The organism is Ureibacillus yapensis (genome assembly GCF_003515775.1).
GTDB lineage: Bacteria > Bacillota > Bacilli > Bacillales_A > Planococcaceae > Ureibacillus > Ureibacillus yapensis.
Genome location: NZ_QWEI01000002.1, coordinates 137344 through 149942 on the forward strand (window position 1 = coordinate 137344; position 12599 = coordinate 149942).

12 protein-coding genes are annotated in these 12599 nt (G+C 35.8%); all 12 read right to left on the minus strand.

Annotated elements, in window-relative coordinates; all coding sequences use genetic code 11:
• Positions 1-14 precede the first annotated feature (14 nt).
• Positions 15-800 (minus strand): 2-keto-4-pentenoate hydratase, encoded by a 786-nt coding sequence (locus D1B33_RS05370; RefSeq protein WP_118875350.1) that lies wholly within the window; start codon positions 798-800, stop codon positions 15-17.
• 14 nt (positions 801-814) lie between these two features.
• A complete protein-coding gene (locus D1B33_RS05375) occupies positions 815-1792 on the minus strand; it encodes an alpha-ketoacid dehydrogenase subunit beta (RefSeq protein ID WP_118875351.1) in 978 nt (325 codons plus the stop codon).
• A gap of 5 nt (positions 1793-1797) precedes the next feature.
• On the minus strand, positions 1798-2880 hold the full coding sequence (pdhA, locus tag D1B33_RS05380; RefSeq protein WP_118875352.1) for a pyruvate dehydrogenase (acetyl-transferring) E1 component subunit alpha: 1083 nt from the start codon (positions 2878-2880) through the stop codon (positions 1798-1800).
• Between the two features lie 14 nt (positions 2881-2894).
• A complete protein-coding gene (locus D1B33_RS05385) occupies positions 2895-4154 on the minus strand; it encodes a dihydrolipoamide acetyltransferase family protein (RefSeq protein WP_118875353.1) in 1260 nt (419 codons plus the stop codon).
• Positions 4155-4300: 146 nt separating this feature from the next.
• On the minus strand, positions 4301-5143 hold the full coding sequence (locus D1B33_RS05390; RefSeq protein WP_118875354.1) for a 3-hydroxybutyryl-CoA dehydrogenase: 843 nt from the start codon (positions 5141-5143) through the stop codon (positions 4301-4303).
• Between the two features lie 36 nt (positions 5144-5179).
• The gene (locus D1B33_RS05395; RefSeq protein ID WP_118875355.1) at positions 5180-5764 is read right to left on the minus strand and encodes a TetR/AcrR family transcriptional regulator; all 585 of its coding nucleotides are present in this window, start codon (positions 5762-5764) and stop codon (positions 5180-5182) included.
• A gap of 22 nt (positions 5765-5786) precedes the next feature.
• Entirely contained in the window at positions 5787-6938 is a 1152-nt protein-coding gene (locus tag D1B33_RS05400; protein ID WP_118875356.1) for a thiolase family protein, read from the minus strand.
• 22 nt (positions 6939-6960) lie between these two features.
• Positions 6961-7743, minus strand: coding sequence for an enoyl-CoA hydratase/isomerase family protein (locus D1B33_RS05405; protein WP_118875357.1), 783 nt, complete (start codon positions 7741-7743; stop codon positions 6961-6963).
• Positions 7744-7793: 50 nt separating this feature from the next.
• On the minus strand, positions 7794-8939 hold the full coding sequence (locus D1B33_RS05410; protein ID WP_118875358.1) for an acyl-CoA dehydrogenase family protein: 1146 nt from the start codon (positions 8937-8939) through the stop codon (positions 7794-7796).
• Positions 8940-8963: 24 nt separating this feature from the next.
• The gene (locus tag D1B33_RS05415) at positions 8964-9746 is read right to left on the minus strand and encodes an enoyl-CoA hydratase/isomerase family protein (RefSeq protein WP_118875359.1); all 783 of its coding nucleotides are present in this window, start codon (positions 9744-9746) and stop codon (positions 8964-8966) included.
• 27 nt (positions 9747-9773) lie between these two features.
• Positions 9774-10544, minus strand: a complete 771-nt coding sequence (locus D1B33_RS05420) for a 3-hydroxyacyl-CoA dehydrogenase (RefSeq protein WP_118875360.1) — start codon at positions 10542-10544, stop codon at positions 9774-9776.
• A 1323-nt stretch (positions 10545-11867) separates the two neighbouring features.
• Positions 11868-12053, minus strand: a complete 186-nt coding sequence (locus tag D1B33_RS18940; RefSeq protein WP_419095280.1) for a rolling circle replication-associated protein — start codon at positions 12051-12053, stop codon at positions 11868-11870.
• Positions 12054-12599: the final 546 nt, after the last annotated feature.

Genomic DNA, 12599 nt, shown 5'->3' on the forward strand with positions numbered 1-12599 from the left:
CATTTGCAAGTTCATTACTCTACAATTTGAATCGATACTTTTCCAAAGTAGTCGAATTCTGCTTCGTAAAGACCTTTTTCAAGTTTCAATGGATTGATGAATGTGCCAGACGAAACCACCATGCCTTTTTGAATGGTTTTTCCTTCAGAAGCCAATTTACTTGTTAACCATTCGACTGCGCAAATTGGATTTCCAAGAACAGCAGATGAATCACCTTCTGTAATTTTAATATTATTTAAAAACAAATCAGCGTGAATTGAGTCCCATTTTAAATTTGTCGGGATGTGTTGATACTCTCCTAGTACAAGTACGCCTGTTGCTGTATTATCTGCAATCACATCACCAAGCAAAGTCCCTTTTTCAGGTGGGAACCATTTATCATACCTAGAATCCGGAATTTCAAGTCCTGGAGCAACCATTGCTTTTTCTAAAATTTCATTCTCTTTTGCTCCCATCGATAAATCTTCAGTGAATTCAAAAACGAGTTCCATTTCAATTAATGGATAGAAAAGTTCCTTCAAACTTAGCTGTTCTGTCACAATATTCGAATCTAAAAAAGTACCGTAAGCAGGGGCATTCGTATTTAAGAACATTTGCATCTGCTCATTTGTCATGCTAATTTTATAGCCTTTCAAGCCACTATTTAAGGCTTCGATTTGCTTCTGAATAAATAAATCTTGTACTTTGTAACCTAATTGCTCAGTTAAAGGTTCAGATGAAATGGTATTTTTAAAATACGGTATGGGTTTCTTATTAACAATGGCCCCTTGTAGTTTCTCTACATATTCTAGTAATTCCATTATTGAATCCTCCCTTAGCAATTTAGGCTTTCTTCAATGGCTTCACGTAATCTAACAACATTCGGTAACCAATCATCTTCGACAGACGCAACAGGATAAGGCGTATCATATCCCGTTACACGTGTAATTGGAGATCTTAATGAAAAGAATGCATGCTGACTAATATGTGCCGCTATCTCTCCACCAACACCACCTGTTTTCACTGCCTCGTGTACGATGATTAAACGCCCAGTTTTCTCAACGGAAGCAATGATTGTTTCAAAATCGATTGGATAAATTGTGCGCAAATCAATCACTTCGATTGAAATTCCTTTTTGCAAATATTCATTTGCCACAGACGTTGCGATTGGAACAGTTGGACCATAAGCAACAATGGTAATTTCATCTCCACTTTGGATAATATTCGCTTTATGCAAAGGTACTGTATACGCTTCACTTGGCACTTCTTCTCGAGACGCACGGTATAATTTCATTGGTTCTAAAAATAGAACAGGATTTTCATCTCGAATTGCTGATATTAATAGTCCTTTTGCATCGTATGGATTGGATGGCATGACTACTTTTAATCCTGGTGTATGGGCAAATAACGCTTCTAAACTATCTGCATGTAGTTCAGGTGTACGGACTCCACCACCAAACGGACTTCGAATAACTAAGGGAGCTGAAAATCGACCTGCAGAACGGAAACGAACGCGTGCTGCCTGGGCACAGATTTGATCCATCGTTTCGTAAATGAAGCCTAGAAATTGAATTTCAGCTACTGGTCGCATGTGATTGATCGCTAATCCAACAGAAGCACCGACAATACCTGATTCAGCTAGTGGTGTATCAACTACTCGTTCTTCCCCAAACATGTCGATTAGTCCATCTGTCGCTCTAAAAACGCCACCATTTTTCCCGATATCTTCTCCAAGTAAAATCACACTTTCATTGTTCTCCATTTCAACCTTTAACGCATCTCTAATTGCCTCAACCATCGTTAAATTCGCCATCGTTTTCATCTCCCTTCCGCAGTACGTTTCTCAACTTCTATTTTTTGTTCTAATAGATTAGCATGTGGTTGATCATACACATGATCAAAACTCGTAGCTAATGGTTCGGCGACAATTTTTTCAGCTTTTTCAATTTCAGTACTAATTTCAAGTTCTAATTTTTGACGTAATTGCTGTTCCGATTCTTCTGTTAATAAGCCTTGATTTTGTAAGAACTTTTTATATCGAATTAACGGTTCTTTCTCATCGACCCATTGCGTCACTTCTGTTTGTTCACGATATTTTTTTGGATCATCTGCCGTTGTATGGGGTCCTATTCGGTACGTAACAGCTTCTATTAATGTTGGCCCTCCTCCATTTCTCGCATGTTCAACCGCTTCTAAAGTTGCTTTATAGACAGCTAAAACATCATTTCCATCAACTCGAATATTTTTCATATCATAGGCGATTGCCTTTTGAGCAATCGTTTTCGTCGCCATTTGTTTCTCGATTGGGACACTAATTGCCCATTGGTTATTTTGACAGAAGAAAACCACTGGTAATTGCAAAACAGATGCAAAATTTAATCCTTCATGAAAATCACCTTGAGATGTTGCCCCATCGCCGAAATAACTGATCGTTACATCTTGTTCTTTTCGAATTTTACTTGCCCACGCACAACCCGCTGCTTGTGGAATTTGTCCTCCAATTATGATTTGAACAGGTAATACTTTTACATCTTCTGGTGGGCTGCCCCCTTGTAAAAAACCTTTCAAATATAAAACAAGTTGCTCAATTGGCATGCCATGTACCAGGCAAGAACCTATATCTCGATAGCTTGGGAACATCCAATCGCTCTTTTTTAAGGCAAAGGCACTTCCTATTTGTGAAGCCTCTTGCCCACTATAAGGTGCAAATGTACCAATCCGACCTTGTCTTTGCATTTTTAATAGTCTTTCATCGAGTAAACGGGCTTTTAACATCCATTCATACATTTCAAGGAGAAGTTCTGACGACAGGTTTAAATCATTTAACTGCTGGTCATCCACTTCACCAGTTGACTTAATGATTTGATGGTACGGAGCATTGATTTCATCTAATATTTGCATTCAATTCCCTCCCCTTATCGTGCATCCAATATCAATTGAGTTGGATTTTCTAGTATTCTTTTAATAGACTCTAAAAATTCACCCGCATGGTCTCCATCGATTAACCGATGATCGAACGATAAAGAAATCCCCATCATTTGTCGTATAGAGATTTCTCCATTGACGACGCCCACTCTTTCTTTGATTGAATGGACTCCTAAAATACCTACTTCTGGGTGGTTAATAATCGGTGTCGCAAACCAGCCGCTATTTTTCCCAGAACTACTAATTGTGAATGTTCCGCCTTTTAAATCTGAAGGGTCAACTTTTCGGTTACGTGTATTTTCTGTAAGAAGAGCTAATTCTTCTGCAATTTCTGACATAGACTTTGCATCCGTATTTTTAATAACAGGTACAATCAGTCCATCTTTCGTCGCCGTTGCAATGCCAATATTGTAGAATTTCTTAAGTAAAATTTTCTCTTCTTTCTCGTTGTATGAAGCATTAAAAATTGGAACGTTAATTAACGCTTTTGTCACAGCTTTTATGATAAAAGGCAAATAAGTAAGTTTCATTCCTTTATCAAGTAAATTAGTATTTAATTCCTGTCTCAAGGCTACCAAATTCGTTATGTCAATTTCATCCATTGCTGTTGCATGAGGAATCGTTGTAACCGATTGCACCATTTTCTCTGAAATCCTTTTTCGTAATCCTTTCATTGGGATTTCCTCAATGATTTCTTTTGAATTTTCTTGATTTTTTTCGAAATTTGTTTGTAAGTCTGTGGGTTTATTTTGTAGTATGTTGGGAGGTTTGTTTAGTTGATTTGCGTAATTTTGTACATCTTCATTTGTGACACGGCCTTTTTGACCAGTACCAGTTATTTTCTCTATATCTACTCCGATATTCCTTGCAAATTTTCGTACAGAAGGAGCAGCTTGTACCCGATTCGCCGCTGACTTTGGTTTTGTGTTAGAAAGTTGTGCCTTAGTAGACGGTGCTTCAGGTATTGGAATTTCCACTTCATGTTCTAAAACGGTTCTAGCCGCAATCTCACTTTCAAACTCAAGTGTAATTAAGGTTTCACCTACATTAACGACAGTACCTTCATCCCCTACTAGAGTAGTTATTTTACCTGCCTTTGGAGATGAAATTTCAACCACTGCTTTATCTGTTTGAATTTCAACAATCGGTTGATCAGCTTTAATGATTTCCCCTTGAGTTACAAACCATTTAACGATTTCTGCTTCATGAAGACCTTCCCCGATGTCCGGCAATTTAAACTCGTACGACATTTTACTTCCCCTCCTAAAAACTATCAATAAATAATATGTGACCTATTAATTGTCAATCACTCTACTATTCAGAATATAGTAATTGTTTTTTAAAATAGACAGATATTTTCCAAACACTATTTGACCTACTTGATTAATGATAAAGTTCAAGTCGAGTAATCATAAAAACCTTTCCCACTCTTTCTCCCATAATGCCCAGCGCGAACATATTTACGTAATAATGGGGGGACTCGATATTTAGAATCACCGGTTTCTTCAAATAATGTTTCAGAAACAAATAACATGGTATCTAAACCAATTAAATCCGCCAATGCTAATGGACCAATTGGATGGTTTGCACCTAACATCATTCCCTTATCAATATCCTCAATGGATGCAATTCCTTCACCTAATACAAAGATTGCTTCGTTGATCATTGGGACTAAAATTCGATTTACAGCAAATAAAGGGGCATCCTGAACTGTGATTCTTTCTTTTCCTATTTCACTCACAAGTTCTGAAATTTTAATAAAAGTCTCGTCAGATGTATTCGAACCTCTAACAATTTCCACAAGTTTCATTACCGGAACAGGATTAAAAAAGTGCATCCCAATGACTTTATCTGCTCGATTGGTAATTCCGCCTAGCTCGGTAATACTTAGACCTGATGTATTCGTAGCAAAAATTGTATCGGCCTTACATTGACGATCTAGTTTAGAGAAAATCTCTTTTTTAATTTTCATATTTTCAGTTGCGGCTTCAATAATAATGTCAGCATCTTTTAAGCAACTTATTTCTTGAGTAATTGAGATGCGATTTAAAACCTCTGATACATCTACTGAAATCGATTGTTTTTTTATTAATCGCTCCAAATTTTTTTCAATTGTCTTTAGAGCTGTGTGAAGAACCTCAATCTTCACATCATATAAAACTACTGGATATCCAGTTGTAGCCATCACTTGAGCAATCCCATTTCCCATCGTACCTGATCCTACAACGCCAATATTCACACATACACCCCTGACTAAAGGTTGATTAAGAATTAACTATTTTAGAAGTTTCAACAAAGATGCAGCATAAATTTCTTGAATTTCATTAATGGTTTTTTTGCCATTAGGTCTATACCATTGTTGGATCCAGTTCATTGCCCCTAAAATCATCATTCTAGTAAGCACTGGATCTTCCGAAACAAATTCACCAGAAGCAATACCCTTAACAATTGTCTCATCAAACTTCAAAGCATATTCATTTCGCATGTGTAAAATTTGATTTAATTGTACCTCTGTAAACATCTCTCCAGGTTTGATCATCATGTTAAAGATTTCTTTCTTTTCTATTGCATAGCGAATATGTGTTTTGATCATATTCAATAATTTTTCTTCATTTGTTCCATTACCATTTTGACAATCTACAATATCGCTTGTCGCTTCTGTTAACACCATTTCATGACATTGAAAGATAATATCTTCTTTATTTTTAAAATAATAATAGAGTGAACCTTTCGTCATTAGTAATTCAGCAGCAATGTCTTCCATTGTTGCACCATTAGGTCCCTTTTTATTTACTACTTTTATTGCACTTAAAAGGATATCTTCCTTTTTCTTTCTCATTTTTTTATCTGAGAGCTTCATTTACTTCACTCCAATTGTCGGTCTACATTACTCGTTCGATGATTGTTGCGTTTGCCATACCCCCACCTTCACAGATAGCCTGCAAACCGTATCTTCCAGCTGTTCTTTCTAGTTCATGCATCATGGAAATCATAATTCGTGCACCAGTAGCTCCTAGCGGATGTCCAAGAGCAATAGCGCCTCCGTTTGGATTTAACTTATTAGGATCCGCATTTAATTCTTTCATCCAGGCTAATGGCACAGGGGAGAATGCTTCATTTATTTCATACGTATCCATGTCGTCTAAAGTCAAAGCGGCCTTTTTAAGTACTTTTCTTGTCGCTTCAATTGGCCCCGTTAACATAAGTGTTGGATCTGAGCCAACAACAGTTCTTGCAATTATCTTAAACCTTGGTTTAATCCCAAGTTCCTCAACTTTTGCTTTTGACATAAGAAGCAGTACTGCAGCTCCATCACTCATTTGACTTGAATTGCCTGCATGTATTTTCCCATTATCTTTAAAAACAGGTTTTAATTTTGCTAAAGCTTCTAATGAAGTTTCTTTTCTTGGCCCTTCATCTGCTTTTATTGTTACCGTCGTACCATCCTCTAATGTTACATCTAATGGCATAATTTCTTTGTCAAAGTAACCTTCTTTTTGAGCATGCAACGCTCTACGGTGACTTTCTAATGAATATTGATCTAAATCCTCCCTTGACAATTCCCAAAAGTCAGCAATTCGTTCCGCCGATATTCCTTGATGAATCATTTCGTATTGAGAAGTTAATTGGTTACTCCAATCTGTCTCTTTTCGAGTAGAGCCAAAAGGAACTCGAGACATACTTTCCACACCACCAGCGATCACTATATCCATGTCTCCACTTAAGATTGCTTGTGCCGCGAAGTGAATAGCTTGTTGACCTGAACCACATTGACGATCAAGCGTTGTACCAGGTACTTCAATTGGTAAACCAGCGATTAATGCAGAGGTTCTTGCAATATTAAGGGCCTGTTCTTCTACTTGGTGAACACAACCTAAAATTACATCTTCGACATCACTAGGAGATATATTAGCTTTTTTTATTAGTTCTTTTATGGTTAGTGCTACCAAATCATCTGGTCTAATGTTGGATAAAACACCCTTTCTTTTCCCAACTGGTGTTCTTAATACATCAACGATATAAACCTCGCTCATATTATCAACTCCATAAATTAAATTATTTACCTTGGAAATTAGGCTTTCTCTTTTCAAGAAAAGCTGTGGATCCTTCTGCAAAATCATCTGATGAAAATGCAACAGCTTGAACCAAACGTTCTTGTTGTAAAAATTGTGGTAATGGCAGTTCAAAACTCTGATTTAGCAAGTATTTCGTTAAACCGATGGATCGTGTAGCCTTGGTAGTAAATGATTCGGCTAACTCAAGGGCTTTAGAATGTAGCTCTTCTTCAGATACAATTTCGAAAACCATTCCATATTCCTTTGCTTCTTGAGCACTGATTGCCCTAGCAGAGTAAACAATCTCTTTTGCCCGAGCCATTCCAACAATTCTTGGTAAGTGGTAAAGTGCTGCTAAATCTGGAACCAACCCAACCTTATTAAACACCATAGAGAAAGAAGCGCTTGCTGAAGCAACTATAAAATCACAGGCTAATGCGATGCTAAAACCAGCTCCATACGAATAGCCATGAACAGCAGCAATGGTTGGTAATTCTAATTGCGCAAGCTCACGAATTAGGTTCGCATATGAATCCATATATTCACGACCTACCGTAGCCTGATGTGCTTCTTCTGGAAAGTCTTTTATATTACCCCCAGTAGAAAACACTCTACCATTCCCTTTCAGTAAGACAACACGAATTTTTGGATTGTACTTAATCTGTTCAAGAGCTTCCGTAAAATCTTTTACTAATTTTTCAGATAATGCATTTAATGAAGAAGGTTCATTTAACGTAATGATTGCCATTTTATCCTCAATATCCAGTAAAACTGACTTACTCAATGAATGCACCACCTATCATATAAAAATTAGGAATCGTTGAATCTACTCGTCTATAGCCCGATTCTTTTCGCGATTATATTTTTCATAATCTCGTTTGTTCCTGCGTAAATCGATAAAACCGCAGAATCTCTAAATCTTCTAGCAATTTCATATTCCTCGGAGTAGCCATAGCCACCATGTAATTGCATACACTCGACAGATACGCGTTTCGCTAAATTACTAATCCACCATTTCGCCATCGAAACTTCGGTGACAATATCTTCGTTATTCATATGTTTGATGACTAAATTATCAACATAATTTCGGCCAATTGATATTTCTGAAGCCATTTCCGCTAACTTAAATTGAGTATTTTGGAATGAAGAAATTGGTTGACCAAATGCCGTACGTTTTTTCACATAGTCCATCGTCATCTCTAACATCATTTCACATGACTTAATCGCTGAGATGGCTAGAACGATTCTTTCCTGTTGTAACTTTTGCATTAAATAGTAAAAACCTTTATTTTCTTCACCTAACAAGTTGTCAGCTGACACGCGGACATCCTCAAATACAAGCTCACAAGTATCATTTGCGTGTTGACCAACCTTTTCTAATTTACTTCCCTTTGTCAATCCAAGTGTTCCAGATTCGACCACAAATAAACTAATCCCTTTATGGGCTGGTTCAATATTTTGATCAGTTTTACACGCAACAACAATTAAATCAGCTGAATAGCCATTTGTAATAAAGGTTTTTTCACCATTGATGATATATTCGTTACCTTCTTTAATTGCAGTTGTTCGGATATTTGCTAAATCTGATCCGGATCCTGGTTCTGTCATAGCAATTGCCGTTATATATTGACCACTTACACAGCCTGGAATCCAACGTTCTTTTTGCTGTTCTGATCCGAAATCATAAATGTAAGGAACGACAATATCACTATGCAGGCCAATTCCACACATACCGGTACCAATTCGTTCCATTTCTTCTTGAAAAATGACAGAATACATAAAATCTGCATTTACTCCACCATATTTTTCATCTACCCATGGACACAAATAACCTTGTTCACCAAGCTTCTTCCAAAAACTTTTGGGTATTTGCTGTTCTTTCTCCCAGTCTAGAAAATATGGTGCCGCTTCTTTTCCTAGAAACTTTCGAAGGGATTTTCGATATATTTCATGTTCATTTTTCGTTGCTAAAGCAATCATGTAAAGCCCCCTACCCCTAATGTCTTATTTATTTATAAAGACAGGTTTACGTTTTTCGATAAATGCATTAATTCCTTCTTTTACATCCTCTGTTGCAAAAATATCTGCAAATAGATTAGATTCTAATTCTAATCCTTCTTCCAAAGATAAATCGACACCCTCGTTTACACTTTGCTTGATCCGTCTTAAGGCCTCTATTGAATAGCTAGCAATTTTTTGTGCCATTTTCAAAGCTACCTCTAACCCCCAGCCATTTGAAGCAACTTGATTTACTAATCCAATACGGTAAGCTTCGTCGGCCGTAATTGGTTCACCCATAAACATAAGTTCCTTTGCCTTTCCAGTTCCTATTAGTCGAGGAAGACGTTGCGTTCCTCCGCCTCCTGGGAATAAGCCTAATTTAACTTCTGGTAAAGCAATTAGTACACGTACTTCCGCAATACGTATGTCACAAGCTAACGCAAGTTCACAACCAGCACCGAACGTATACCCATTTAATAAAGCAATAGTTGGTTTAGAACAATTCGCAATATATGTGATCGTCGAGTTAGTTTTCTCATTCCATTCTTTAATTTCATCCCGTGTTTGAGATATAAGGTTTGGAAACTCTTTTATATCTGCGCCTGCCATAAATGCTTTTTCGCCTGCACCTTTTAAAAGAATGACGTTGACCTCTGAATTCGTATTTAATTCTCTAAATACAGCATCTAATTCACATGCCACTTTATTGTTTAAAACATTCATTGGTGGGTTATCGATTGTCACAACGGCAACACCGTCATTAAGTATATAGCTAATCAATTCCATTTTTTACATTCCCTCCAACTATTTAAATTATTTAGGTTGCATTCGAATGGCACCATCTAAACGAATTGTTTCGCCATTGATATAAGGATTTTCAATTAAACTAGTAACTAATTGAGCATACTCTTCAGGTTTACCTAGTCGGGATGGGAACGGTACTTGAGATTCTAATAATGCGATTGCTTCGTCTGGTAACGTTCCAACTAATGGTGTTTTCATTAAACCTGGTGCAATCGTATTGACCCGGATACCTTGATTTGCAAATTCACGAGCAATTGGTAGTGTCATCGCTACAATTCCACCCTTTGATGCGCTATAGGCTGCTTGGCCAATTTGACCATCAAATGCAGCAACAGAAGCTGTATTAATGATTACACCGCGTTCTCCATTTTCATTAGGTTCATTGGAAAACATCGCTTCTGCTGCCAAACGAATTACATTAAAAGTACCTATTAAGTTAACTTCGATTACTTTTGTAAATTCAGAGAGATTTTGAGCGCCTTTCCGACTAACTACACGATTTGGAGTCGCAATTCCTGCACAGTTAATTAATAGATCTATTTTCTGAAAATGATTTAACGCTATGTTAATTGCATTTTGAACTTCTTCATCATTCGTTACGTTAGTTTTCACAAATACAGCGTTTTCCGTTCCCACTTTTTCAACTAACGCCAAACTACGCTCTTCTTGGAGATCTAAAATCACAGCTTTACCACCGTTATTGACAATTCGTTTAACTGTCGCTTCTCCTAAACCCGAGCCTCCACCTGTAACTAATGCAACACGATTACTCAATTCCATACTAGGTCCCCCCTTATAATCTTACTGTCTATGAATATTTAACCTTTTTAACTCTATGGTTAAAATTTGAATCCTTGTTCAAATTATTTAATAAAAACTCAGATATGTCAATCTATATTTTTAATTTTCAGACATTTTAGTTAACAATAATATTTTAAAATAAACCGTTTTATTATTTGATGTAGCCAATAGATAAGTTTTACTTTAGCAATATAGGGAAAATTTCCAAAAAAAAATTCGAATTTAGAAAGATAGAGTATCTTAAAATTCTAAGGTTTTAATTCAAGATTTTATGGATAAACAACTTAATTTAGAAAGATATAAGGATTATCTACAGTAATTCATACTACCTAATGATCTGTTAATTCATCTTTTATATTTATACAGATAATACAGACAAATAAAAAAAGAGTAATACAGACCACCTGTTTACTCTTTTGTCCGCAATTTGTCCGCAGAATTATTTTTTTGTAATGAACTTATTTAACTGAGCTGCTTTACCCTATCCTGAAAACCCTATTAAATCAGACTTATTTAACTTATTTGAACTCATTTAAACTTAGCTTCTTTCTAAAGATAAATTCGACAAGGTGGGGGTCGCAGGTTCGAACCCTGTCGAGACCATACTCTAATCGAAGGCTTGAATCCTTATTTATCAAGGGTTTGAGGCTTTTTTATTTTGTATAACGTTTTTTTGATTTTGATGATTTTTAACTCTGTGGCATCATTTTGGCATCAATCCTCATGACTACTAAAAAGTGTGGCATCCAAGTATAAGCAAATTATAAAAAGCAATCATATAGAACCCGATAGAAAGGAGCATATTTTAAAAGCATTAGATGAGGTGAAACTAATAGAAGAATAAAAGCTTCTAAAAAAGTCTGCTAGAGAATTTTTAAATGAATTAAGAAATAAAAATAGATAAAATAAATAACACCTTCAATCAGGACAGTATTAATCTTCGGTCGAAGGTGTTAAGCGTTCATTGTGTTTTAGAAAAAAATAGCTTATTTTAATTTTGCTTATTAATATCGCTATTTGTTTGAGCGGCTATAGTTTCTATTAAAATTGTATTCTTTATAATAGACTAGTTTAAAGGTTTGGTTGTTCTCATACTGATACGAATAAACCTCTTTTCTTTCTTCCTCAAGCATTTTTTGATAAAGATACTCTGCTTGAGCACCATATAATTCTTGTGGTTTTTCTAGGTTTCGGGAACATGAATAAGCTTTCTTTGAAAAAATACGTACATATATGCTACTTTTAGTCATGTGCTTGACCATATATGCAACAACATTATCTACATAGTCAATTTTTTTGATGTTAACTCCCCCATTGTAGACAGTTTTTAACACCTAAATACTTTAAATCGCAAAGTACATGAAAATGTATACCGCTTCTTTCATGAAACTCTGAGACTGCAATGTATTTTAAATTTTTATGATGTTTTTTGCGTACACGTTCAATAAATTTACCAAATAACCGATTAGCCCTTTTTAAATCATTAATTAGTTCTCAAATGTTAGGGTAATTGATTTACTTTGATTGTTGAAATTACAAAGTGCTAGTCGTCTTACCTTATTTCTTGCCTGAATGTTACTTCTTCCTCAATATTCTTTGTTCTTTTCAATAATCTCTCCTGTTTCATAATCAATTTCTCTTGCTGTAACAGATGCTTGTTGATTTGAAATGCGTGATGCTGACTTTCTTTCAAATCCTCTAAATGCAGTGTCCTCGTATCGTTAGAATTCAAATACATTACCACTAACAATTACTTTCATGTTGTAAGTTTGTATGGCCAATTTATTTCCTATTTTCTGTTATTTTGTTGAAAAATGAATTGAAACCTAGAGAAATAAAGGCTTTAGAGGAATAACTATCTGTTTTATAAAAGGGGCTAAGTGTACATACTATCAAGTTAAGAGAATGTACTGATCTAGATTGCGAGGAAAATGTAAGCACTTGAAATCAAATCGTCAAAAGAGATAATACCGGGTGATGGCAGTACCTCTTGTAACTTCGCTTATGTTGCATTATTAAATTAACAAAGATATA

Bases quoted from the DNA above. Each gene is read 5' to 3' on its own strand.
- D1B33_RS05370 (WP_118875350.1), bottom strand. From the start codon at position 800: ATGGAATTACTAGAATATGTAGAGAAACTACAAGGGGCCATTGTTAAT.
- D1B33_RS05375 (WP_118875351.1), bottom strand. From the start codon at position 1,792: ATGGCGAATTTAACGATGGTTGAGGCAATTAGAGATGCGTTAAAGGTT.
- pdhA (WP_118875352.1), bottom strand. From the start codon at position 2,880: ATGCAAATATTAGATGAAATCAATGCTCCGTACCATCAAATCATTAAG.
- D1B33_RS05385 (WP_118875353.1), bottom strand. From the start codon at position 4,154: ATGTCGTACGAGTTTAAATTGCCGGACATCGGGGAAGGTCTTCATGAA.
- D1B33_RS05395 (WP_118875355.1), bottom strand. From the start codon at position 5,764: ATGAAGCTCTCAGATAAAAAAATGAGAAAGAAAAAGGAAGATATCCTT.
- D1B33_RS05400 (WP_118875356.1), bottom strand. From the start codon at position 6,938: ATGAGCGAGGTTTATATCGTTGATGTATTAAGAACACCAGTTGGGAAA.
- D1B33_RS05410 (WP_118875358.1), bottom strand. From the start codon at position 8,939: ATGATTGCTTTAGCAACGAAAAATGAACATGAAATATATCGAAAATCC.
- D1B33_RS05415 (WP_118875359.1), bottom strand. From the start codon at position 9,746: ATGGAATTGATTAGCTATATACTTAATGACGGTGTTGCCGTTGTGACA.
- D1B33_RS05420 (WP_118875360.1), bottom strand. From the start codon at position 10,544: ATGGAATTGAGTAATCGTGTTGCATTAGTTACAGGTGGAGGCTCGGGT.